Source organism: Janthinobacterium psychrotolerans, assembly GCF_001677885.1.
GTDB lineage: Bacteria > Pseudomonadota > Gammaproteobacteria > Burkholderiales > Burkholderiaceae_D > Janthinobacterium > Janthinobacterium psychrotolerans.
Genome location: NZ_LOCQ01000042.1, coordinates 49,874 through 72,735, shown reverse-complemented (window position 1 = coordinate 72,735; position 22,862 = coordinate 49,874). Strand labels below are relative to the sequence as shown.

The 22,862-nt window shown below is 62.0% G+C and carries 21 protein-coding genes; 14 read left to right on the top strand and 7 right to left on the bottom strand.

The genetic code is table 11. The features are described 5' to 3' along the window. Nucleotides 1-2: 2 nt before the first annotated feature. From ASR47_RS04245 to ASR47_RS04205, 9 genes are all read left to right on the top strand, one after another. The gene (locus tag ASR47_RS04245) at nucleotides 3-1,157 is read left to right on the top strand and encodes a Gfo/Idh/MocA family protein (RefSeq protein ID WP_065306516.1); all 1,155 of its coding nucleotides are present in this window, start codon (nucleotides 3-5) and stop codon (nucleotides 1,155-1,157) included. A 22-nt stretch (nucleotides 1,158-1,179) separates the two neighbouring features. After that, entirely contained in the window at nucleotides 1,180-1,422 is a 243-nt protein-coding gene (locus ASR47_RS04240) for an acyl carrier protein (RefSeq protein WP_065306515.1), read from the top strand. 198 nt (nucleotides 1,423-1,620) lie between these two features. After that, entirely contained in the window at nucleotides 1,621-2,565 is a 945-nt protein-coding gene (locus ASR47_RS04235; RefSeq protein WP_217270531.1) for an FkbM family methyltransferase, read from the top strand. Nucleotides 2,566-2,576: 11 nt separating this feature from the next. Beyond that, nucleotides 2,577-3,320, top strand: a complete 744-nt coding sequence (locus tag ASR47_RS04230) for a class I SAM-dependent methyltransferase (protein ID WP_065306513.1) — start codon at nucleotides 2,577-2,579, stop codon at nucleotides 3,318-3,320. Nucleotide 3,321: 1 nt separating this feature from the next. Then, complete coding sequence (locus ASR47_RS04225) at nucleotides 3,322-4,320, top strand: fatty acid desaturase (RefSeq protein WP_065306512.1); 999 nt, start codon at nucleotides 3,322-3,324, stop codon at nucleotides 4,318-4,320. Nucleotides 4,321-4,421: 101 nt separating this feature from the next. After that, a complete protein-coding gene (locus ASR47_RS04220; protein ID WP_171898887.1) occupies nucleotides 4,422-5,468 on the top strand; it encodes a class I SAM-dependent methyltransferase in 1,047 nt (348 codons plus the stop codon). 11 nt (nucleotides 5,469-5,479) lie between these two features. Continuing rightward, nucleotides 5,480-8,296: an O-linked N-acetylglucosamine transferase family protein gene (locus ASR47_RS04215; protein ID WP_082988734.1), complete on the top strand. Its 2,817-nt coding sequence runs from the start codon at nucleotides 5,480-5,482 to the stop codon at nucleotides 8,294-8,296. Between the two features lie 173 nt (nucleotides 8,297-8,469). After that, a complete protein-coding gene (locus ASR47_RS04210; protein WP_065306509.1) occupies nucleotides 8,470-9,636 on the top strand; it encodes a flagellin N-terminal helical domain-containing protein in 1,167 nt (388 codons plus the stop codon). Nucleotides 9,637-9,731: 95 nt separating this feature from the next. Continuing rightward, on the top strand, nucleotides 9,732-10,802 hold the full coding sequence (locus tag ASR47_RS04205) for a hypothetical protein (RefSeq protein WP_065306508.1): 1,071 nt from the start codon (nucleotides 9,732-9,734) through the stop codon (nucleotides 10,800-10,802). A gap of 6 nt (nucleotides 10,803-10,808) precedes the next feature. On the opposite strand, the gene ASR47_RS04200 is transcribed toward ASR47_RS04205, so the two are convergent. The 7 genes from ASR47_RS04200 to ASR47_RS04170 are packed head-to-tail and all read right to left on the bottom strand — an operon-like array spanning nucleotide 10,809 to nucleotide 17,050. Next, a complete protein-coding gene (locus ASR47_RS04200; protein WP_065306507.1) occupies nucleotides 10,809-12,899 on the bottom strand; it encodes a flagellar biosynthesis protein FlhA in 2,091 nt (696 codons plus the stop codon). After that, nucleotides 12,896-14,035 (bottom strand): EscU/YscU/HrcU family type III secretion system export apparatus switch protein, encoded by a 1,140-nt coding sequence (locus ASR47_RS04195; protein WP_065306506.1) that lies wholly within the window; start codon nucleotides 14,033-14,035, stop codon nucleotides 12,896-12,898. The genes ASR47_RS04200 and ASR47_RS04195 overlap by 4 nt, the downstream gene beginning before the upstream one ends. Beyond that, nucleotides 14,025-14,825 (bottom strand): flagellar biosynthetic protein FliR, encoded by an 801-nt coding sequence (locus ASR47_RS04190; RefSeq protein ID WP_065306505.1) that lies wholly within the window; start codon nucleotides 14,823-14,825, stop codon nucleotides 14,025-14,027. The genes ASR47_RS04195 and ASR47_RS04190 overlap by 11 nt, the downstream gene beginning before the upstream one ends. Nucleotides 14,826-14,836: 11 nt before the next feature. After that, the gene (locus ASR47_RS04185) at nucleotides 14,837-15,109 is read right to left on the bottom strand and encodes a flagellar biosynthetic protein FliQ (RefSeq protein WP_065306504.1); all 273 of its coding nucleotides are present in this window, start codon (nucleotides 15,107-15,109) and stop codon (nucleotides 14,837-14,839) included. After that, nucleotides 15,110-15,880: a flagellar type III secretion system pore protein FliP gene (gene fliP / locus ASR47_RS04180; RefSeq protein ID WP_065306503.1), complete on the bottom strand. Its 771-nt coding sequence runs from the start codon at nucleotides 15,878-15,880 to the stop codon at nucleotides 15,110-15,112. Next, a complete protein-coding gene (locus ASR47_RS04175; protein WP_065306502.1) occupies nucleotides 15,877-16,251 on the bottom strand; it encodes a FliM/FliN family flagellar motor switch protein in 375 nt (124 codons plus the stop codon). Before ASR47_RS04175 ends, fliP begins: the two co-directional genes overlap by 4 nt. 1 nt (nucleotide 16,252) lies before the next feature. Then, on the bottom strand, nucleotides 16,253-17,050 hold the full coding sequence (locus ASR47_RS04170) for a FliM/FliN family flagellar motor switch protein (RefSeq protein WP_082988733.1): 798 nt from the start codon (nucleotides 17,048-17,050) through the stop codon (nucleotides 16,253-16,255). Nucleotides 17,051-17,715: 665 nt separating this feature from the next. Here ASR47_RS04170 and fliE point away from each other — a divergent pair. Genes fliE through fliI form a run of 5 tightly spaced genes read left to right on the top strand, consistent with a single transcriptional unit; the run spans nucleotide 17,716 to nucleotide 22,859 of the window. Next, on the top strand, nucleotides 17,716-18,054 hold the full coding sequence (gene fliE / locus ASR47_RS04165; protein WP_065306501.1) for a flagellar hook-basal body complex protein FliE: 339 nt from the start codon (nucleotides 17,716-17,718) through the stop codon (nucleotides 18,052-18,054). 57 nt (nucleotides 18,055-18,111) lie between these two features. Next, a complete protein-coding gene (fliF, locus tag ASR47_RS04160; protein ID WP_150127686.1) occupies nucleotides 18,112-19,848 on the top strand; it encodes a flagellar basal-body MS-ring/collar protein FliF in 1,737 nt (578 codons plus the stop codon). Beyond that, complete coding sequence (locus ASR47_RS04155) at nucleotides 19,826-20,866, top strand: flagellar motor switch protein FliG (RefSeq protein WP_065306499.1); 1,041 nt, start codon at nucleotides 19,826-19,828, stop codon at nucleotides 20,864-20,866. The genes fliF and ASR47_RS04155 overlap by 23 nt, the downstream gene beginning before the upstream one ends. Continuing rightward, a complete protein-coding gene (gene fliH, locus ASR47_RS04150) occupies nucleotides 20,863-21,552 on the top strand; it encodes a flagellar assembly protein FliH (RefSeq protein ID WP_065306498.1) in 690 nt (229 codons plus the stop codon). Before ASR47_RS04155 ends, fliH begins: the two co-directional genes overlap by 4 nt. Beyond that, nucleotides 21,549-22,859, top strand: a complete 1,311-nt coding sequence (gene fliI / locus ASR47_RS04145) for a flagellar protein export ATPase FliI (protein WP_065306497.1) — start codon at nucleotides 21,549-21,551, stop codon at nucleotides 22,857-22,859. The genes fliH and fliI overlap by 4 nt, the downstream gene beginning before the upstream one ends. Nucleotides 22,860-22,862 lie beyond the last annotated feature (3 nt).

Sequence of the window (22,862 nt, the reverse complement as noted above, 5' to 3'; positions counted from 1 at the left end):
ACATGGAAAATACCCACGCCGCAGCATCGCCAGCGCCATTGCGACTCGCTTTCATCGGTGGCTCACGCAGCTCCGCTGTTGGCTACGCGCATTTTGTCTCAAGCGCCATGGATGGCTTGTGGGTCCTGGTCGCCGGCTGCTTCAGCCGGCATCAGGATTCGAATCAGGAAACCGGGCAAATTTACGGTGTTGACCAACGGCGCATCTACGCGACATGGCAGCAATTGCTGGACAACGAGCAAGGCCAAATCGATGCGGTCGTGATCCTGACCCCGACGCCGTCACACCTGGACAGCGTGCTGGCCTGCATGCGTGCGGGGATCCCCGTCATCTGTGAAAAATCGCTCGCCACCAACAGCGCACAGGCACGCCAGATTATCGAGGTGCGCAATGAACATCAGGCGTTCCTGGCGGTCACCTACAACTATGCGGGCTATCCGATGCTGCGCGAACTTGCCCAGGCCATGCGGGATGGCAAGCTCGGCAATATCCTGCATTTCCAGGCTGAAATGCCACAGGAAGGGTTCGTGCGGGTGGACGCCAAAGGTAACAAGCCCGTACCGCAGGCCTGGCGTCTGTCGGACGGCGCCATCCCCACGCTGCATCTGGACCTCGGAGTGCACCTGCATCAGATGGTATCGTACCTGACGGAACAAAAACCGCTGGAGCTGGTTTCCGACCAGAACCATTACGGCTGGTTCAACGGTGTGGTGGACAATGCGAGCTGCCTGTGCCGATACAGCAACAATATCCAAGGCCAATTCTGGTTCAGCAAATCGGCGCTGGGCCACCGCAATGGCTTGCGCATCCGTATCTATGGCGATCGCGCGGCGGCCGAATGGTACCAGGCCCAGCCAGAGGAACTGAGCTTGTCGCATATGGATGGCCGACGCGAAATCATCGACCGCGCCGGCAAGGTGGAAGTGAGCAATGCCTTGCGCTACAACCGTTTCAAGGCAGGTCACCCGGCGGGTTTCATTGAAGCATTCGCCAATTTGTATGCCGACATTGCTGTCGGTGTACGCCAGTTTCAACAAGGCTTGCCATGGCAGGACAGCCCCCGCTTCGGTGCGGAACTGGCCCTGGAAGGCATGTACTTCCTGGAGGCCATGGTCGCATCATCGCAAAGCCGCCGCTGGGAATCGGTCCAGTCCTGATCCTTATTCAGAAAGCAAAGATATGCAAGACACCGTTCACTCCTTCATCCTCGTCTTGCTGGCCAGGAAATCGCCACTGCCGGTGGACTTCACCGACGACAGCGACTTTGTCAGCGCCGGCATTGTCGACTCGATGGCCATCATCAAGTTCATTTTGGAGCTCGAAGCCAGATTCGACATTACCCTCAGCGATGACGACATCGCCTCGGAGCAATTTCGCTCCGTGCGCGGCCTCGTCGACCTGATCGACGAAAAAATTGCCTGAGCTGGCACCAGTCACGCATGCCATGCACGGAGAAACCCCATGCCAGTAAATGCAACACCGATCGCGCCACACACTGCCGCTGCCGAGGCGGCACGTCAGTTCCTGTCCGCCTCCGTGGCAGGTCCGCGGTTTTTATTAGGCCGCAACGAACATGCGCTGGCCCTGCTGGGCGTGCTGGGAGCGGCCATCGACGCGATCGTGGATGACGGCGCCAGCGGCGAACAGTGGCAAGGATTGCCGGTCGTTTCCATTACACAGCTTCCAGCCGACGCGATGGTGGTCAATTGCGCCATGTCGATCGCTCCCGTGGAGGCGGCGCGCAAGCTGGCCCGGCAACCCTTGAGGGCTTGCCTGAGCTATGCCGACCTGCTGGCCGAGCGGCCGGACCTGATCCCCTTGCCGGCGTTTGTGGCGGAAATGCGGGCCGATGTCGCCGCCCGGTCGCAGCGCTGGCGCCAGCTGCGCGAACAGTTTGCCGATAACGCATCGAAACTGGTGTTCGACGATGTGCTGCGATTTCGCCTCAGCGCCGCGCCGGAACACATGGCATCGTATAGCGTACGCTTCGCGGACCAGTATTTCGAACATTTCCTGCAACTGTCGGGTGAAGTGTTTGTCGATGCCGGCGGCTTCGACGGTGACACCACGGAAATTTTTTGCGACCGCTATCCCGATTATCAGCACGTCTTTTTATTCGAACCGTCGGCCAAGAATATGCAGGCGGCCAAGATACGCCTGACACAACGACGCGACATCAGTTTCGTCGAGCAGGGTATTTCGGATCAAGCGGGCACGCTGTGGTTCAATCCCGACGCCGGCTCGGCGAGCGCGGTCAGTTCGGCAGGCGCGAGCAGCATTGAAGTCACCACCCTCGATGCCGCACTTACGCAGCCAGTCAGCTTCATCAAGATGGACCTGGAGGGTTGGGAAATGCAGGCACTCGCCGGCGCTCAGCGGCATATCCGCGAGGACCATCCCAAACTCGCTATTTCCGTTTATCATAATGCGTCCGACTTTCACCGCATTCCCGACTACATCGCCACGTTACGCCAGGACTACGACTTGTACTTGCGCCACTACACGCAGGGATGGTCGGAAACCATCATGTTTTTCGTACCGCGCCGTACCGGCCAGCCCACTTGACAGGATACCTCATGACCCCGACCAATACCGCAACGCCCCAAGTGCGCTCGATACGCCCGAAAGTGCTTTTTCAACAGATCGAAGCAGCCCATCCTCATGACAACATCATGTTCAGCGTCAGCATTCCGAGCAGCGCCATCGGTGGCATGACCCTGCTGGAAAGTTCGATCCTGGTCAGCCTGGCCAAGCTGACGGGCGCGCTCAGTTTTTTTGAATTCGGCACTTACATGGGCGCCACCTCGGTGCTGCTGGCAAGCAATGCACCGGCGCCGGCACACATCACCACACTGGATCTGCCGCCTGACGAGATCGACGCCAGGTCACCGGAAGGAGACACCGCGGCCCTGATCCTGCAAAATGATACCGAGAACGACAACTATTTGCGGCGCCAATTTGCGCAAAAAGGCGCGTTCTACATCGACCGCGCCGACGCCAACGTGCAATCGCGCATCAGCCGCATGCACCTGAACAGCCGCAAGCTCGATCCTCAGGGGCAACAATTGGCCGGCCAATTCGATTTCATCTTCATCGATGGCGCCCATGACTACGAGACCGTGGCCATCGATACGGCAAACGCGCTGGCGATGGCCAAGCCGGACGCCGTTATCCTGTGGCATGACTACCGGTCGAACATCCATGGCGACGTGACCCGCTTCGTCGACGACTTCAGCCGCACCACGCCAGTAATCCATGTGGAAAACACGATGCTGGCCTTGCTTCTCACCGGCCGCTTTACCAGCCTGCTCGACCGGTGACATGACGAACAGCATGGCCACAAAGGCGGCGCCACACGTGGACTGGTACCGCAGTCCACTGAAGAAAGAGCAACTGGCGTGGTTCAGCCGGCGCAGCGACATGCAGGGTGCGCTGCATGTCGCTGCGCACCTGTTGTTGCTGTGCATTACGGCGTCGCTGGCATATGGAGCGTTCCTGGGCCAGCACTACGGCTGGGCGCTACTGGCTCTTTTTTTCCACGGTACATTTTATTCCTTCCTCGGCTGGGCCGGTGCCGGTCATGAACTGATGCACCGCACCGTGTTCAGGACACGCCGCTACAACGACATCTTCCTGGCCTTGTTTGCTTTCCTTACCTGGAATAACCACATTTATTTTCGCGCCAGCCATATCCGCCATCACCAGAAAACCGTGCTCAGCGACCAGGACGGAGAAGTCAGGTTGCCGCAGACCTTGCGTTACCGGGAATGGCTGTGGGCACTGACGCTCGACTTGCCGGCCTTGTACCGGGCATTAAGAATTGTGGTTGAAAACAGCCTGGGGAGCATACGCGGCCAGTGGGGCGCTCGACTGTTTCCAGATGCGTCAGGCAAGCGGCAGGTAATCCGTGTGGCCCGCATGATCCTGCTTGGCCACCTGGTCCTCGCTACGGGCTTCGTCGCCACTGGCCACTGGCCGCTGCTGCTGCTGGTGACCTTGGCCCCCTTCATCGCGGACTGGCTCAACAAGACACTGGCGCTGGCACAGCATTTCGGCATGCAGCCCGATGTCGATGACTTTCGCCTCAATAGCCGAACCGTACTGCTGCATCCCTTCCTGGCTTTTCTGTATTGGCAGATGAACTATCATATCGAACATCACATGTACCCGGCGGTACCGTTCTACCAGTTGAAGGCGCTGCGCACGCAGTTGCAGGATGATTTGCCGCCGGCAGCACACGGCATGCGTGCTTTACTGCAAGAAATTGCGGCGATCAAGCGGCGCCAGGAACAGGCAGCCCGTGCCGTCAAGCAAGCTTAGCGCGTCGCCGCGCCTCTCATGAGGCCGTACTTACCCAACAAGGATCTTCCATGCCCGCATCCACTACCATCAATAAACCGATCCTGATTTTTCCAGCGGGCGTGCCGCGCTCGCTGGACTATCTGGCTCGCTGCCAGCGCGATGGCCAGGCCGTGATCGGCTCGTCATCGCTCGCCTACGATGTCAGCAAGCCAGCCTACCCGGAGTGGGCTGTCCTGCCCTACGTGAACGATCCCGGCTTTCCACAAGCCCTGCAGGAACTGATAGCACATCGCGGCGTGGCAGGCATCTACACGCCCAATCCTGTCGTATGGAGTTATCTGCACGATCTGCTCAAGGACATGGATTCCCCCGTCAAGCTGGTGAATGCCTCGCCCGTACATGACGAAATGAGCGGCTACCGCGCCGCCACTGCGCATGCCCGCAAGACGCAAGCGACGCCGTTGCCGATCGCCACGCATGCTGGTGGCAAGGCGCCACTTGCAGAGTTGCAACTGGCTGCCCTTTTTCGCCATGGGAATATCATTCCCGGCATGTGCGACGATGAGAAAATCAGCGCGCTGTATGAAATCGCCCGCCATTGCACGCGCGGCGATGTGGTCGAGATCGGCAGTGCCTGGGGCAAGTCAGCCTTTATCCTGGCGCGCCTGGCGCGCCTGTACGAGATCGGTAAGACCCTGTGCATTGACCCGTGGCAGAGCGAATATGTAACGCAGAACGATGATGGCGGACTGGTCGACAACTGCATCCATCAGTATGACTATGACGAGGCTTTGCGCGTGTTCGAGATAAACCTGCTGCCTTACAGCGCGAACGATATCAACTATCTGCGCCTGCCGTCGGTGGACGCGGAACAGCATTACCGCCAGCGGCGCCCTGTGCACAGTCCCTCTTTCGGCACGACCACATACGCCGGCAAGGTCGCGCTGCTGCACATCGATGGCAACCATGCCTATGCTGCTGCCCTGGCCGATGTCACCGCCTGGGCGGGTCATGTGGTGTCCGGCGGATGGATCATCATCGACGATTACATCTGGCCGTATGGCGATGGTCCTCAACGCGCGGGAGATGAATTTCTGAATGGGAACAAAGACCGTATCAGCTGCGCATTCGTGATGGGCACCGCGCTGTTCCTGCAGTTGCAGTGAGGTCAGGACACATGCCATCATCGATTCCATCATCGGCGAGAAACACTGTCACGGCAGGCTCTGGCGGCGCCAACCGCAAGGCGGACCGCATCATCGCCGCAGCCATTGCCAATTACCGAAAGTTGCAAGCTAGCCTGCCGCAAGACGCCGAAGTTCACTACGCCATCGGCCATGCATTGCGCCTGACCGGCAAGACCGACGATGCACAGGCGGCATTTCGCCTGGCGATCAAACTCAAGCACAACCACATCAACGCATTGAAAGATTACGCGGCGCTGTTGCATGAGCTTGAACGGTATGAAGAAGCTGTTGTCCACTACCGTGCCGCGTCGCTGCTGGCGCCGGAAGACCCGGCCATCGCCTGCAGCCTGGGCGCGGCCTTGCAGACGGCGGGCGCACTGGACGAGGCCTTGGCTGTCTATCGAATGGTGCTCGACCTGATGCCGGACAGCGCTTCGGCCCACAACAATATCGGCTCGGTGCTGCAGAACCGCGGGCAGATCGAACTGGCGCAGCAGAGTTTTCTGCGCGCCCTGGAAATCGAACCGGATTTTGCCGATGCCCTTTGCAATATGGGTGTGTGCATGATGCAACTGGGCCGGCTTGAAGAGTCGCTGGACTATACCAGGCGCGCCATTGCGCTCCATCCCGCACATTTGCAGGCGCGCACCAATCTCACTGCGATTCTTTTCAGGCAAGGCCGCAATGATGAGGTAATAGAGCAATGCCGCCGGGCCCTGGAAATCAATCCGGATTGGAAATTTATCCACAACAATCTGCTGTTTTCCCTTTCTCATAGTGAGCAACTCGCTCCCGCAGAGGTATTTGCCGAACACCTGCGCTACGCCGAGCAATTCGAAGCACCGCAACGCGGCGCCTGGCCACGGCATGCGAACGTGCGCGATACAGACCGCCGCCTGCGTATCGGTTTCGTTTCCGCCGACCTGTATAACCATGTCGTTTCCAGTTTCATTACGCCAGTATTCGAACATCTGCGGCATGCGCCGGGACTGGAACTGTTGGTATATGCCAACAGCCTGCATGACGATGAATCGAGCCGGCATTTGAAAACACTGGTCGCTGTCTGGCGGCAAGTGGAAAAATTGAATGATGAGAAACTCGCGCAGTTGATCATCGACGACGGCATCGACATTCTGATTGACCTGTCCGGGCATACCGGCGGCAACCGCCTGACCACTTTTGCCCGCAAGCCCGCCCCGTTGCAGGCAAGCTGGATCGGTTATCCCATGACGACCGGCCTGCAAGCGATGGATTACTATATCAGTGATCGACATTTTTCACCGCCTGGCCTGCTTGACGCACAATTTACCGAAAAGCTGCTGCGCCTGCCCGCAACGGCACCTTTCATGCCGCCGGCCATAGCCCCTGCGGTCAGTCCAGCACCGGCACTGAACAATGGCCATATCACATTTGGCAGTTTCAACCGGCCCAGCAAACTGAGCCGGAAACTGATCGCCAGATGGGCGACATTGCTGCGCGCCGCGCCCGATGCCCGCATGGTCATGGCCGGCATGTCCGACGATGGCCTTGCCGACACCTTGCGCGCCTGGTTTGCCGAAGAAGCGATCGCCAGCGAACGGCTTGATTTTTATCGCCATACGCACATCGCCGCCTACCTCAAACTGCATGAGCAGGTCGACATCTGTCTTGACACTTCGCCGTATGCCGGTGGCACGACCACCCTGTATGCCTTGTGGATGGGCGTACCCACCCTGACCATGACCGGCCCGACCTTGCCGTGCCGGGTTGGCGCGGCAGTCATGTTGCAAGCCGGGTTGCCGGAATTTATCGCCAGTGATGAGGCCGATTTCATTGAAAAGGGGATCCAGTTTGCCGGCAATTTGCCCCACCTCGCGGCCATTCGCATGCAGGCACGTGCGCGCATGACCAATACCGCCATGGGGCAACCGGCGCTGATCGCCGCCGGCCTCGATCACGCCTTGCGCACGATCTGGCAGCGCTGGTGCACGAGCTTGCCGCCGACATCGTTCGAGTCCGAACCTGAACAAAGCACCCTGATCGAGCGCGCCCGCAGTCACAAGGCATTGCATGAGGTAAAGGTGGACGTCGCCTTGCCGCTGGCGCTCGAACATCACCAGGCCGGACGCCTGGAAGCGGCCGAAACACTGTACCTGGCGATTCTCCATGTGCAAGCCGACCACGCCATCGCCAATCACAATATGGGTTTGCTGGCAGGCCAGCTCGGCTATCACGATGCGGCCCTGCCCTATCTGCACAAGGCCCTGCGTAGCGCCGGCGACGAGAGCGACTTTCATTATTCCTATGCCAATGGCTTGTTGCAGGCAGGCCAGCCGCAGCAGGCATTGGCGCTTATCGAGGCGGCAATGGCGCAGGGACACGACAGCGCGCAGGCACAGGCCATACAGCATCGCGCGCGCCAGTTGCTGGCCGGCACTGGCGATGGCCCCAGCCAGGCGGAAGAGGAACAGCTGATTGCCCTGTTCGAAGCTGGCCGCCACATGGAACTGGAAACAGCGGCGCAAGCGCTGGTGGTGCACTATCCGACCTCGGGCTTTGCCTGGAGCGTGCTGGGTACCGCGTTGCAGGTACAAGGCAAGGATGCCTTGCAGACACTGCTGCAAGCCGTTGAACTGGCGCCCGGTGACGCCCAGGCGTTGAGCAATCTGGGTAATGAATGGCAGTCACACGGCCACTATGCACAGGCAATTGCCTGTTATGAACGTGCGCTGGAGCTTGATCCGCAATTTGCTGCTGCGCATGACAATCTTGACCGGGCACGGCAAGCACTGGCGCTGGCGGCGGAGAACGCGGAACCGTCGAAATGATGGTCTTTTTAAACGCATGAAGTGCTGACGGCCAGGCAACTTCCAGATCGCATGAATTTATTTTAAAAAATTTCTCATAAGAATTTAATTTTCTTGAAGCAATGGTCGTCTTGTACTCATGAGAGCGCAAAAATGCTGCTCCACACCGCATTCAACCAACTGGAGTACTTTTCATGCTGAGCCTTCACACCAACGCCGCCGCCCTGTCTGCCCAATCGTCGATCTCGAAAACCCAACAGTCGCTGTCGACGTCGATGACGCGCCTGTCCACCGGCTACCGCATCAACTCGGCAATGGACGACGCTGCCGGCCTGCAAATCGCCACCCGCCTGAAAGCACAGACCAGCGGTATGGCCATGGCCATGCGCAACACCCAGAACGCCACATCGATGATCCAGACCGCCGACGGCGCGCTGGGCGAAACCGTCAACATCCTGGTCCGCATGAAAGACCTGGCCACGCAAGCAGCCGATGGTTCGTCGACCGTTGACGATCAAAAAGCCATGCAAGCTGAATTCGACACGCTGACCAACGAACTGAGCAACGTTCTGGGCAACACCTCGTTCGCTGGCGCCAAACTGATGTCCAAAGCAGCAACGGCTACCGAAAAAACCGCAGCGCTGAGCAAAGCTACCGCTGATGGCCTGGTCGTCACAGCCACCACCACAGGTACTGCCGATCTGGCCGCCACGGCCGGCACCCAGCTGGCCGCTGCAGTGACCGCCAACGGCACCGGCGGCGCCAACGCCACCACCGCTGCCGCCGTGGTCACCGCAACGACCAACAAACTGAACGCCGACAAAGCCGACCAGGTGGCCAAAGCCACCGCCGCCGCTTCCGCAGCATACAGCACCGCCGCCAATGCCAGCGACGCCGCCAATGACGGCAAATTCTCGGCCAACCTGCAATTCCAGATCGGCGCATCGACCAAGGAAACGATGAGCTTCGACCTGTCGGCGCAGCTGGGCACCATGCAGAGCGCGCTGAAAAACGCCACCGCCAATTTCAACACCTTCGGCGCGGCAGCGGGCACCCCGGGCACCGAACTGACCACGCCGGCAAACGCGTCGGCCGCCATCGACAAGCTGCAGGCAGCGATCGATTCCGTGGGCACCTCGCGTTCGGCACTGGGCGCCGCCGCCAACCGCCTGGACAAAGTCTACAGCAACCTGTCGAACGTCAGCACCAACACCCAGGGCGCTTCGGGCCGCATCATGGATACCGACTTCGCGACCGAAAGCTCGAACATGACCGCTTCGCAAATGCTGCTGCAAGCTGGTACCGCGATGCTGAAACAAAGCAACAGCATGTCCTCGATGGTCATGTCCCTGCTGCAATAATAGTAAAATTGCCCTGACCTGGCTCAGGTCAGGCGCACCGGAGCCAACTGCGCAAGCAGTTGGCTTTTTTTTCATCCCAGGTGGGAAGAGCAGCAATGGCCATAGACCGCATCTCCGCAGGCAACGCCCTGCCCCTGATCACGCAGCGCCTCGACGTCAGCCCGGCCACGCCGCTGACGCCTGGCGTGGTGATGCCGCTGGTGCCTGTCGGCCCGTTCATGGCGCCGGCGCCCGACGCCGGTACCCTGCCGGCGCAGCTGGGCCAGGCGCAAGACGCGCTGGCGGCGCTGGTCAAGCCGAACGCGGGCGACCCGGGCCTGGGCGCCACCGCGCGCGACAGCAGCGCGATGCAGGTCAATCAATTATTCTTTACGCGCCAGCTGGTGTGGCAGCCGCCCGATGCGGCGCAGCTGGCCGCCTCATGGCGCGTGATGGTGAAAACCTATGGCGAACAATATGCGGCGCTGCAGGAGCACGCGCGCGGCCAGCACCTGCCCGGCACGCTGCTGATGGCGGAACAGCAGCCAGTGGCCCGTTCCTCGCTGCCGCTCGACACCGAGGCCTGGCGCTTTGCCGTCTACGGCTGGGCCGGCCAGCGCCTGCTGCTGCGCGTGCTGCCGGGCGGCGAAGAAGCCACCGCCCCCCGCAAGCGCCAGGGCAAGGTGGCGCTGCGGGTCGAACTGCTGATCGACGATGTTGGCCGGGTGGTGATCCAGATGGAACCGGCCAATGACGGCGTGCTGCTGGAACTGGCCGCCCAGCAAGACGAAGCGCTGGCGCACCTGCGCCGCATGCTGCCCGCGATTGCCGATTGCGTGCGCCAGGCAGGCCTGCGGCTGCTGCGCTGCCGTTTGAACCGCGTGCTGCATGCGCAACCGGCGCATGCCGGCTATCCGATGCAGGCGGCGGCCGCCGCCTTGTCGCTGCCGCTGTTCCAAGCGATGGCCGAGGTGGCGCTGCTGCTGACGCGTCCGCCGGCGGAAGTGGCGCAGGATCCGGCCGTGCACGAGGCGCCGCCGGCGCCGGCGCAGGAAGAGCCGGTGATCGTGTCGAAGGAAGTGGCGGCGCCAAAAGACTACTGGGGCGACGCCACGGCCGAAGAGATCGTGCTGCCTGCCGATGAGCCCGGCCATGAATTGCTGATGCCCATCGAGGAACAGGATTGAGTCGAATCAGCCGACCGTGCCGATGATGCTCACTTCGCGGTTTTCGGGAATCTCGTTATACGACAGCACGTGCAGGCCCGGCGCGAACAGGCGCGCATAGCGCGCCAGCAGCGGACGGATCTGCGGCAACACCAGCAGCAGCGGCGGCGTGGCCTGCTGCTTCATCTGTTCGCGCGCGACCGGCATATTGACCTGCAGCTGCGACAGCAGGTGCGGGTCGATCGGATAATTGTCCAGCGTTACCTTGCCGGCCTGGCGCGCCTGGTTCAATGATCCCAGCAGCATGTTTTCCAGCTCGCCGCCCAGGTTAAATGCCTGCATTTCCAGCTTTTGGCCAAACAGGCCGCTGACGATCTGGCGCCGCAGCGCACAGCGCACTTCGGCCGCCAGCAGGATCGGGTCCTTGGTCGTTTCCGAGCTGTCGAGCAAGGTGGTGGCGATCGGCACCAGGTCTTTCAGCGACACGTTCTCGGCCAGCAGCACGCGAAACACGCGCAGCAGCTGCGTATGCGTGAGCGCCTTGTCGAGCGCAGCGGCCAGTTTCGGCGACAGCGCCGTCAACCGTTCCATCATGTGCGACACGTCTTCATGGCGGAACAGTTCCGGCAGGTATTCACGGATCATCTTCGACAAATGGGTGGCGATCACGCTGGGCGCCTCGATCACCTGGTAGCCCATGCCGAGCGCATGGGCCTTCTCGGCAGGTTCGATCCAGGTCACCGGCATGCCGTAGGCCGGTTCGATGCCGGGAATGCCATCGAGTTGGCCATACACATTCGGCGAGGGAATCGCCATCAAGCGGTCGGCCTGCACTTCGGCCTGGGCCACCACCGTGCCCGACAGCATGATGGTGTACTGCGACGGTTTCAGCGCCAGGTCGTCGCGCACGCCGATCGGCGGCAGCAGCAATCCCATCGCCTCGGACAGGCTCTGGCGCACGCCCTTGACGCGCTTGTTCAGCGGTTCGCCCTGGGTCTTGTCGACCATGCCCACCAGTTTATAGCCGAGCATGACCATCAGCGGCTGCACGGCCGGCAATTGCTGCCACTCCAGTTCGGCCGGCTTGTCGCCCAGCAAGGCCGCTTCGATGGCGGCCATGCCCGAGGTATCGGGCGCCTTGACCTTCTGCTGCGTCAGGCGCCAGGCAACAAAGGCCAGCACCGCCGCGAACGTCATGAACATGAACCACGGCATGCCCGGGATCAGCGCCAGCGCCACCATCATGCCCGAGGCGCTGAACAGCACCGTTGGCGAGGTCAGCACCTGGCCCGCCACCTGCTGCTCGAAGTCGCCCGAGTCGCTGATGCGGGTCACCAGAATGGCGGCCGCGGCCGACAGCAGCAGCGCCGGGATCTGCGCCACCAGGCCGTCGCCGATGGTCAGCAAGGCGTACTGGCGGAAGGCGTCGCCGAACGACAGGTCGTGCATCAGCGAGCCGATGGCCACGCCACCGACCATGTTGATGATCAAAATCAGGATACTGGCGACCGCATCGCCGCGCACGAACTTCGAGGCGCCGTCCATGGCGCCATAAAAGTCCGCTTCGGCGGCCACGTCCTTGCGGCGCAGCTGGGCTTTTTCCTGGTTGATCAGGCCGGCGTTCAGGTCGGCGTCGATCGCCATCTGCTTGCCCGGCAAGGCGTCCAGGGTGAAGCGCGCCGACACCTCCGAGATCCGTTCCGCACCCTTGGTCACCACCGCGAAGTTAATGATCATCAAAATCACGAAGACCACGATACCGACCACGAAGTTGCCGCCGATAACCACGTTACCGAACGCTTCAATCACTTTACCGGCCGCATCGGCGCCCGTATGGCCGTGCAGCAGCACCACCCGCGTCGACGCCACGTTCAGGGTCAGCCGCAGCATGGTGGTGGCCAGAATCACGGTCGGAAAGACCGAGAAATCGAGCGGCCGCTTGGCCGAGACGCTGACCAGGATAACGATCAGGGCCAGCACGATATTGAAGGTGAACAGGATATCGAGCAGCACCGGCGGCAGCGGCAGGATGATCATGGCCAGGATCACCAACAGGAACATTGGCGTGGCGAACTTGTGGCGGCGCATCTCGGCAACCAGTCGGTTCAGGAAGTTCATGGCGGTACGACCTCGCTCAGATGAGATGGCACGGCCATCTCGGTGGGTAATACGGGCTGGGCAGCACGCTGCCCGGACCGGAATGCTTTCAGTTGCAGGATGTAGTTCAGCACCTGCGACACGGCCTGGTACAGCTGCACCGGAATCTGCTGCTGCACCTGGCTGGTGTTATAGATGGCGCGCGCCAGCGGCGGCAATTCGAGCGTCTCGATATTGTGCTCGCGCGCCACCTGGCGGATATACAGCGCCATTTCATCGACGCCCTTGGCCACCACGAACGGCGCCTCGGCGCGGTCCTGGTCGTACTTGAGGGCGACGGCGTAGTGCTCGGGGTTGACGATCACCACGTCGGCGTCGGGCACGGTCTTGCGCACGCTGCGCCGGCCCAGCTGCTGCTGCAGCTGGCGGATGCGCTGGCGCACTTCGGGCCGCCCTTCGCTGCTCTTGTGTTCTTCCTTCACATCCTGCTTGCTCATGCGCTGATTTTTGGCAAAGAAGAAGGCCTGCGCCGGCACATCGATGATGGCGAACAGGATGAAGACGGAAATGAGCGCCATCAGGCCGTCGAGCATCAGCGCCGAGCCGTCCAGCATGGCCTGCTGCAGGGGCCGGTGCTGCAAATCGACGTACTGCGCCAGGCTGGCGCGGCTGACATGCACCAGCACCATGCCCAGCACCACCGCCTTGGCGATCGAGATGCCGAATTCGAAACCATGCTTCGGGCTCACCAGCCGGCCCAGGTTCTTGGCGGGACTCAGGCGTTCCATCTTCGGCGCCCAGTTCTTGGTGCTGATCACCCAGCCGCCGGGTATCAACGAGCCCAGCACCACAAAAAACGGCACACAGAACAGCGGCAGGATCATCTTGATCAACAGGCCCACCGAGGTGGTAAACGCCATCGACATGGCGTTGTCGAGCGCGCCCGTGCTGTCGAGCGGCATGAAGGACATGGCGAATAGCTGGCGAAACGTTTCCAGGTAGTCCGGCACCAGGAACACGAACAGTTTCATGCTGATCAGGATGCCGAGCGCGGTCGACAGGTCGCGCGAGCGCACCACCTGCCCTTCCTGGCGCGACTTTTTCAGCTTTTGCTGTGACGCCTTTTCGGTTTTGTCGCCGGTGCTGCTATCCGCCATGGGCCACCCGCATCTGTTCTGCAATCATGTCGAGCACCCGGTTGGTCATGGCGATATAGTGCTCGGGAATGAACTTGACGATCTGCACCAGCATCAGCAGGCCGAACACGGTGATCATCGAAAATCCCAGCGAAAACAGGTTCAGCGACGGCGCCACGCGGTTCAAAAATCCAAAGCCCATCTGCACCACCATGGTGGAAAACACGATCGGCAGCGCCAGCAGCATGGCGGCGGCGAAAATCCACGCCACGTTATAGGCCACCGTCTGCAACAGCAGCGGCCCGTAGCCCTGCCCGACGGGCCAGGCCTTGAAACTGGCGCCGATCACGCCGGTCAGCACCAGGTGGCCGTCGACGGTAAAAAACACGATCATGCACAAGATGGTGAGCAGGCCCGAAATCACGTCCGACGAGGTGCCGTTGAGCGGATCGTTCATCACCGCCATCGAAAAGCCCACCTGGCTCGACACCAGGAAACCGAGTACCGACATGACCGACATGGCAAAGTGAAACGCCAGTCCCAGCACAAATCCGATGATGGCCTGCTCGAGCGTGGCGACGATCGCGTGCAGCGACAGCGGATCGATCGACAGCAGTTCGCGCGAGGCGCCCGAGGCCTGCATCACCGGCAGCATCAATATCGCCAGGATCAGCGCCAGCAGGATGCGCACCGTGACCGGCACCGTGACGTCGCCGATCACCGGCGAGGCGCTGAGCATGGCCAGGATGCGGCAGAAAGGCCACCATACGGCCAGCATGAACGGCAGCATCTGGTTGAAAATCTCGTTCATGGACGCGCCCGCTAGCCGACGAGGGTGGCGGCGCGCTGAAAAATCGACACGCAATAATCCATCAGGTAACCCGACATCCAGCGCCCGGCCAGTATCAGCGCCAGCAGGGTGACCAGCAGCCTGGGCAAAAAGCTCAGGGTCTGCTCGTTGATCTGCGTGGCGGCCTGCACCAGCGCCACCACCAGGCCCATCAGCAAACCGGGCACGACCAGCACCACCACCAGCACCATGACGATGTGCAGCGCTTCGATGATGAGGTCGACGGCAACTTCAGGCGTCAGCATTTAATAGGCCTGTATGCTGGTCACCAGCGTGTTGACGGTCAGGGTCCAGCCGTCGACCAGCACGAACAGCAGCAGTTTGAACGGCAGCGAGATGACCAGCGGCGAGAGCATCATCATGCCCATCGCCATCAGCACCGACGCCACCACCAGGTCGATGATGAGGAAGGGGATGAACAGCATGCAGCCGATCTGGAAGGCCGTCTTCAGTTCGGACAGCACGAAGGCGGCCAGCTTGACGGTAAAGCTGTGGTCCTGCGGGCGCATGGTGGACGGCTCGCCCGCCAGGTGCGCGATCTGCGCCAGCGCCGATTTGCTGGTCTGCGCCAGCATGAAGCGGGTGATCGGCACTTCGGCCGTCTTCAGGGCCTGCTGCAGGCCGATCTGGTCGCGGTCGTAGGGCACGAACGCTTCCTTCCATACCTGCTCGCCGATCGGACGCATCACCAGCAGGGTCAAAATCAGCGCGATGCCGGTAACGATGCGGTTGGGCAAGCCCTGCTGCAGGCCCAGGGCCTGGCGCAGCAGGGACAGCACGATCACGAAACGGGTAAAGCTGGTCATCATCATGACCATCACGGGCAACAGCCCGAGCAAGGTCATGATGACCAAAATCTGCATCTTGACCGACAGGTCGGTCTTCGCGCCCGGCACCACGCCGGCCAGCAGGTCCTGCGCGCCGGCGCTCGAGCATGCCATCAGCAGCAGGGGCACGGCGGCGGCCGCGGCCAGTGCGCCGCGCTGGCGGCGCCAGCCGCTTACCACCAGCTTCATGCCGTCATCAGGTCGAGATTGAGGCCATCGAGATCGATTACCTTCAGGCCGTAGTTCTCGCCGGCCACCACCACTTCGGCGCGGCCGATCGGCGTGCCATTAACCTTGATCACCAGCGGCTCGCCGGCCAGCATGTCGAGTTCGAGCACGCTGTCCGGGCCGATGGCCATCAGCTCTTCGAGCGAGATGCGGGCCGAGCCCACTTCCAGGGTCAGGGTGACGGGAATCTTGCGCATCATTTGCGGGATGTCGCGCCGCGTACGGGTGCTGCTCACGTCGCTCACTTCGTTCACATCGTGCTGGTCGATGATCATGTCATCGCCCAGGTCTTCCAGCAAGGTTTCGCTCTGGTTGGTATCGGTCATATTCATATTATTCAACATCTTCAAATGAGGTTAAACAGAGCTTGCCCTTGTGCTCGGAAACGGCAGCGGTAAACAGGCGCGAGTCGTCGAGCATCACATCGGTGCGGCTGAGACTGACCGGGATCACATCGCCCACCCGCAGGTCGAACAAGGCCCCCAACTGCATCTGCTTGCTGACCAGGCGTCCCTCGAGGGTCACTTGCAAACGCGAAGCGAGTGGCCGCACGCTGCGCAGCGCCTTTTTCGCCTGCGCCCGTTCCGGCAGCAGGCCACGCAGCACATCGGCCATCAAGGCCTTGTCGAGCGAAAACCAGATCTGCCCGGACAGTCCCGCTTCGACATCGCTGAGCGACACGGTGACGATCCAGCTGCCGCGCGCAGGACGCACGCCGGACTGTGCCGCCAGTACCGCTGCCGGATCGATGCTGCTCGCCTTGCCGACCGCCTGCAGGTTGTTGTGGATGCGGGCAAACAGGGTGGCGATCAATTGTTGTCCCAGCACCACAGCGAGGCGCTCTTCGGTGGCCGTCACGCGCACCAGCGCCGGATCGGCCGCCACGCTCTTAGCGCCGGCGCTGCCATAACGGTAGTTCAGTACGTGCAGCAGGATCTGGCGGTCCAGCGAAAAGCCGGCCTGGCTGGCCGGCGACGCAAACGCGAGCCAGCGGTTGCTGTGGTCTTCGTTGTCCACGCGCGACAGGCTGACGTCGTCGATCTGGAAATTGCCCCAGTAGCGGCGGCTCATGGGCAGGCGCAAGCCGCTTGCCAGGTCTTCGCGCAGCTGGGCGCCAAAGACGTGCAACAAGTGGACAGGACGCCCAAGCAGACAGGAATCGAGGACTTGATGGCGCAAAGTTTGATCTGTCTTGGTAGTTATCATGTGGGTCATGTCGGTATTGCGGTGGCAGAACAAATTATACGGGATCAGCCGCACTTGCATACAGCCGATATACCGCGGATGGACCGTTTCATTTTGCCGTCAGCGGCGCAATCAAAACAGAAAAGCCATGGCTGGCAATCGCAGAACACAGCGCACCGGCAAACCATTGCGCCACTCATATAATCCTGATTATCCCCGGTGCTGGAGAATACAGGAAATTGTCGGATATTGCCATTGGTCAATATTAATCCGGCCAATCCGGCCTTTACTTTATAGTTGCCGCGAGGTAAGCTTGCGACAATAAAATATCGCTTTGCAGTGAGCCATTCCATCTTCCTGATTTCAGTTTTGATGGCTGCTGATTTGATTGACATCAGCGCCGCAAGAAACTTTTATCACTTGAATATTATTGCCTTGGCCATGCAGACATATTGCATACGACAGTGTGGGTTTGCTTGAAAATCGTTCTCGCATTTTGCGTGGCGTGGCAACTGATATAACTGATGGGTCCCTTGACATCGGACCGGGCGACATGGCAACACCAGTAATTCTGATTGATACCGCACCGCATTTTGACAACAGAGGGCACGATGAGCAATGAACTCGCAAGTCTGATCAGGGCCGACCTGGCAGCATTAAACAACGACGCACGCGCACTCGGTGCCAGCATCGCACCGGCGGCCAGTTTTGGCGCGCAGCAACCATCAGGCTTTTCCTTTGCACAAAGCATGCAGGATGCCTTCAGCAAGATCAACACCGATGACCGCGCCGCCGCGCAGAAAATGAGCGACGTCGACAGCGGCAAGAGCGACGACCTGGTCGGTGCCATGCTGGCCAGCCAGGAAGCGAGCTTGTCCTTTTCCATGTTGATGCAGGTGCGCAACAAGGTCATGGGTGCCGTCGATGAACTGATCAAGCTGCCACTGTAATACGCTCACACCCACGCCCAGCCCCCAAAGCGAAAGTCATTCCACGTGATTACCCCCATGAAGTCCGCCTTTGCGCGCTGGCGCACTGGCGCCCAGCCCGCCATTCCGCCTGCCCTGCTGAAAAACCTGCTGCCCATCGTTGTGCTGGCCATCGGCATTACCGCCATGGTGATGATGTATTTCTGGCGCGACCAGGCCAATTACAAGCCGGTGTTCGGCGCGCGCGAAAAGGTGGCCGTCACCGACATGATGGCGACCCTCGACGCCGAACATATTCCGTACCGCCTGCATCCGGACAGCGGCCAGGTGCTGGTGCCCGACGCCATGCTGGGCAAGGTACGCATGCTGCTGGCCTCGAAAGGCGTGACGGCGCAATTGCCGGCCGGCCTGGAACTGATGGACAAGAACGACCCGCTGGGCGTGTCGCAATTCGTGCAGGACGTGCGCTTTCGCCGCGGCCTGGAAGGCGAACTGGCGCAAAGCATCATGACCATGGATGCGATCGCTTCGGCGCGCGTGCACCTGTCGATCGCCAAGTCGACCTCGTTTGTCGCCAGCGATGGCGACAAGTCGTCGGCCTCGATCGTGGTGGCGGTGAAACCGGGCCGTACCCTTGCGCCGGAACAGATCGCCGCCGTGATCAACATGGTGGCCGGCAGCGTGGCCAGCCTGGCGCCGACGCGCGTGAGCCTGGTCGACCAGAGCGGCAACCTGCTGTCCGCGCACATCGACCTGGCCGACGGCTTTGACGCCTCGGCGGCCGGCAACGAAGGCGCCAAGCGCTTCCAGGATGAGATCCGCCGCAATGTTACGGGCTTGCTCGGTCCGGTCATCGGCGAAGACAATTTCAAGCTCAGCGTGACGGCCGCGGTCGACAATGACCGTATCGAGGAAACGCTGGAAAAATACGGCGAAGCGCCAAAAGTGACCAGCGAGGCGATGCGCGAGGAACAGGAACGCAACCGCAACGTGGCCGGCATTCCCGGCAGCCTGTCGAACCGCCCGCCAGCGGCCGCCGTGCCCGGCCCGACCGGTGCGGCAGGCGCCGTCGATGGCGGCGCACCGAAACCCGAAGACGGCACCGCCCGCAAGAACGCCACCACGCGCCAGTACGCCTACGACCGCAGCATCACGCAGATCAAGCGCAGCCGTGGCCGCCTGGAAAAAGTCAGCGTGGCCGTGGTGCTCAACAGCACCGCTGCGCCCGACGCCAAGGCTGGCTGGACCCCGGCCGAGCTGGCGAATATCGAAAAAATGCTGCGTAGCGGCCTGGGCATCAACGCCCAGCGCGGCGACAGCCTGAGCCTGACCACCCTGCCCTTCCCTGCCAAACAGCCAGTGGCGCAATGGTGGGAGGAACGCGATACTGTAGTCGACTTCAGCAGCTGGCTGCTGTATGCGCTGGGCGCCGTGCTCGGCTACTTCCTGGTGCTGCGTCCGCTGCTGCGCCTGCTGACGTCGCGCCTGGCGCCACCGGAACTGAAAACGCTCGAACCGGCCGTGGCGCTGGCTGGCAATGGCGTGAGCGCCGGTGCTGGCAGCGCCGGCAGCGCGGCGGCCGTGCCGGCGCTGGGCGCGGTGTCAGGCGCACCGGCACTCGAAGGCGCGGCGGCGGCCACCGGCGGCGACATGCCGGTGGTGCCGTTGCTGGAAAACTACAACCTGCCACCGCCCGGCTCGGCTGTCGACGTGATGGTCGACCACTTGAAAGTGCTGGCCGAAAAAGAACCGGAACGTGTCGCCGAAGTCGTCAAACAATGGATGCAGAAAAATGGCCGAACTCAACAACAGTAATTTCCCGGACGAGCAAGACGAGGAGAACGCCAGCCTGACCCCGGTCGAGCAGGCGGCCATCGTGTTGCTGAGCATAGGCGAAGAGCAGGCGGCCAATGTGCTGCGCTGCCTGTCGCGCGAAGAACTGCTGGAAGTGACGCAAGTGATGTCGCGCATGAGCGGCATCAAGGTCGAATCCGTGAAAACGGCCATGCAGACTTTCTTTGACGACTACCGCCAGCAAAGCGGCGTGCACGGCGCCTCGCGCAGCTACCTCAAGCGTTCGCTGGACATGGCGCTGGGCAGCGATATCGCCAACAGCGTGCTGAACAATATCTACGGCGATGCGATCCGGCCGAAAATGGCGCGCCTGCAGTGGGCCTCGCCGAAGTGGCTGGCCGAATACATTGTCAACGAGCACGTGCAGATGCAGGCCGTATTCCTGGCCTTCCTGCCACCGGCGCTGGCCGGCCAGATCCTCGAGGCGCTGCCGGTCGAAGGGCGCGACCTGGTGCTGCTGAACCTGGCGCGCCTGGACGAAATCGACCGCGACCTGCTGGTCGAGCTCGACGAACTGGTGGGCCGCTGCCTGGGCACCCTCGACACGCAAAGCACCAGCGTGGAAGGCATCCGCCAGGCCGCCGAGATTCTCAACCGCATGCCGGGCAACCGCGCCGCGCTGGTCGAACTGTTGCGCGCGCACGACCCGGCGGTGGTGTCGGAAATCGAACTGAGCATGTACGACTTCCTGATCCTCGCCACGCAAAGCGATGTCACGCTCACGCGCATCCTGGAAGACGTGCCGATGGAACAGTGGGCGATCGCGCTCAAGGGCGCCGAACCGGCGATCCGCGACGCGGTGCTGAAAACCATGCCGCGCCGCCAGGCGCAAAGCTTCGAAGACATGATGCGCCGCTCCGGCCCGGTGCCGATGTCGCGCATCGAACAGACGCGCCAGGAAATCATGGCCACCGTCAAGGGCCTGGCCGACGCCGGCGAAATCGAAGTGCAGCTGTTCGCCGAGGCGGTGATCGAATGAAGCCTTTCCGCACCTACCGCTTTCCGCCGCTGTCGCAATTCATCGCCGCCGGCCAGCGCGCCAGCTCCGAGGACACCGACGGCCAGTGGCAGGCCTCCGTCTCGGAAGGTTTCGAGCAGGGCCAGCGTGACGGCTATGAAGTGGGCCTGGTGCGCGGCCAGCAGGACGGCTACGACTCGGGCCGCAACGACGGCGTGGTGCAGGGCCGCGAAGAAGGCCGCAATGAAACCCTGGTCGCGCTCGACAAGCTGGCGCGCCCGGTCGACGCCATTCTGCGCGACCTGAAGAAGGTCCGCGCCGACTACCGCGCCGCCCAGCGCAAGGAAGTGGTCGACCTGGTGGCCAAAGTGGCGCGCCAGGTGATCCGCGCCGAACTGGCGCTGCAGCCGGTGCAGCTGCTGGCCCTGGTCGACGAGACGCTGGCCTCGATGCCGCCGACGCGCGAGGAAATCGACGTCTACCTGAACCCCGAAGAATTGAAACGCATCAGCGAACTCGATCCGAAGCGCGCCAAGCGCTGGAATCTGATCGCCGACGCCAGACTCGACGCCGGCGAATGCCGCATCAAGGCCGGCGACAATGAAGTCGACGCCGGCTGCCATCAGCGCCTGGCCGCCTGCATGGACCAGGTCAGCAGCCATCTGGCGCTGGCCGCCGAACACGCCGACCAGGGCGCGCCTGCATGATCGCCGACACGCTGCGCAGTTTCGAGATCGGCGACATTCCGGTGGCTACCCCCACCGGCCGCCTGGTGGGCGCTTCCGGCCTGCTGCTGGAAAGCGCCGGCTGCAAGCTGCACACCGGGCAGCGTTGCCAGATCGAAACTGTCAGCGGCGAATGGCTGGACGCGCAAGTGGTCGGTTTTCGCGAAAAAATCTCGTATCTGATGCCGTTCAAGAAGGCCGCAGGGCTGACCACAGGCGCGCGCGTGCTGCCGCTGCCCGACAAGGCCAGCCTGCAGATCGGGCCATCCTGGCTGGGCCGCATGATCAATGGCCTGGGCGAACCGATCGACGACCTCGGCCGCCTCGGTGGCGAGCATGTCCTCGATGTGTCGCCACCGAAGATTAATCCGCTGAAAAAGCAGCCGGTGGTCGAACCGCTCGATGTCGGCGTACGGGCCATCAACAGCATGCTGACCCTGGGCAAGGGCCAGCGCGTGGGCCTGATGGCCGGCTCCGGCGTCGGCAAGAGCGTGTTGCTGGGCCTGATCACACGCCAGACCGTGGCCGACGTGGTGGTGGTCGGCCTGATCGGCGAGCGCGGCCGCGAGGTGCGCGAATTCGTCGAAAAGTCGCTCGGCGCCGACGGCCTGAAAAAGGCTGTGCTGGTGATCGCGCCGGCCGACGAATCGCCGCTGATGCGCATCATGGCGACCGAACTGTGCCACTCGATCGCCGCGCATTTCCGCGACCAGGGCCAGCACGTGCTGCTGCTGGTCGATTCGCTCACGCGCTACGCCATGGCGCTGCGCGAAGTGGCGCTGGCGCTCGGCGAACCGCCGGCCACGCGCGGCTATCCGCCGTCGGTGTTTTCGAACCTGCCGCAACTGGTCGAAAGCGCCGGCAACGGCGCACACGAACATGGCAGCATGAGCGCCATCTACACCGTGCTGGCTGAAGGCGATGACCAGCAGGATCCGGTGGTCGACACGGCGCGCGCGATTCTCGACGGCCATATCGTGCTCACGCGCGAACTGGCCGAACGGGGCCACTACCCCGCCATTGACGTGGCCGCCTCGATCAGCCGCTGCATGGCGCAGGTGATCGAACCGGCGCACATGCAGGCGGCGCGCGGCCTGAAGGCGGCGATGGCGCGCCACGCGCGCGTGCGCGACCTGATCCCGCTGGGCGCCTATGTGCCCGGCGCCGACCCGATCACCGACCGCGCGGTACAGCTGCATCCGCAGATCGAGGCCTTCCTGTGCCAGGGCACCAAGGAAGAAGCGCCGATGGGGCCTTGCATTACGCAACTTGAACAGATCATGTCCTAGGCA

Bases quoted from the DNA above. Each gene is read 5' to 3' on its own strand.
- ASR47_RS04205 (WP_065306508.1), top strand. From the start codon at position 9,732: ATGGCCATAGACCGCATCTCCGCAGGCAACGCCCTGCCCCTGATCACG.
- fliI (WP_065306497.1), top strand. From the start codon at position 21,549: ATGATCGCCGACACGCTGCGCAGTTTCGAGATCGGCGACATTCCGGTG.
- ASR47_RS04200 (WP_065306507.1), bottom strand. From the start codon at position 12,899: ATGAACTTCCTGAACCGACTGGTTGCCGAGATGCGCCGCCACAAGTTC.
- ASR47_RS04230 (WP_065306513.1), top strand. From the start codon at position 2,577: ATGACCCCGACCAATACCGCAACGCCCCAAGTGCGCTCGATACGCCCG.
- ASR47_RS04175 (WP_065306502.1), bottom strand. From the start codon at position 16,251: ATGAATATGACCGATACCAACCAGAGCGAAACCTTGCTGGAAGACCTG.
- ASR47_RS04185 (WP_065306504.1), bottom strand. From the start codon at position 15,109: ATGCTGACGCCTGAAGTTGCCGTCGACCTCATCATCGAAGCGCTGCAC.
- ASR47_RS04210 (WP_065306509.1), top strand. From the start codon at position 8,470: ATGCTGAGCCTTCACACCAACGCCGCCGCCCTGTCTGCCCAATCGTCG.
- ASR47_RS04155 (WP_065306499.1), top strand. From the start codon at position 19,826: ATGGCCGAACTCAACAACAGTAATTTCCCGGACGAGCAAGACGAGGAG.
- ASR47_RS04225 (WP_065306512.1), top strand. From the start codon at position 3,322: ATGACGAACAGCATGGCCACAAAGGCGGCGCCACACGTGGACTGGTAC.
- ASR47_RS04195 (WP_065306506.1), bottom strand. From the start codon at position 14,035: ATGGCGGATAGCAGCACCGGCGACAAAACCGAAAAGGCGTCACAGCAA.
- ASR47_RS04215 (WP_082988734.1), top strand. From the start codon at position 5,480: ATGCCATCATCGATTCCATCATCGGCGAGAAACACTGTCACGGCAGGC.
- ASR47_RS04190 (WP_065306505.1), bottom strand. From the start codon at position 14,825: ATGAACGAGATTTTCAACCAGATGCTGCCGTTCATGCTGGCCGTATGG.
- ASR47_RS04245 (WP_065306516.1), top strand. From the start codon at position 3: ATGGAAAATACCCACGCCGCAGCATCGCCAGCGCCATTGCGACTCGCT.
- fliE (WP_065306501.1), top strand. From the start codon at position 17,716: ATGAGCAATGAACTCGCAAGTCTGATCAGGGCCGACCTGGCAGCATTA.
- ASR47_RS04240 (WP_065306515.1), top strand. From the start codon at position 1,180: ATGCAAGACACCGTTCACTCCTTCATCCTCGTCTTGCTGGCCAGGAAA.
- fliF (WP_150127686.1), top strand. From the start codon at position 18,112: ATGAAGTCCGCCTTTGCGCGCTGGCGCACTGGCGCCCAGCCCGCCATT.
- fliP (WP_065306503.1), bottom strand. From the start codon at position 15,880: ATGAAGCTGGTGGTAAGCGGCTGGCGCCGCCAGCGCGGCGCACTGGCC.
- fliH (WP_065306498.1), top strand. From the start codon at position 20,863: ATGAAGCCTTTCCGCACCTACCGCTTTCCGCCGCTGTCGCAATTCATC.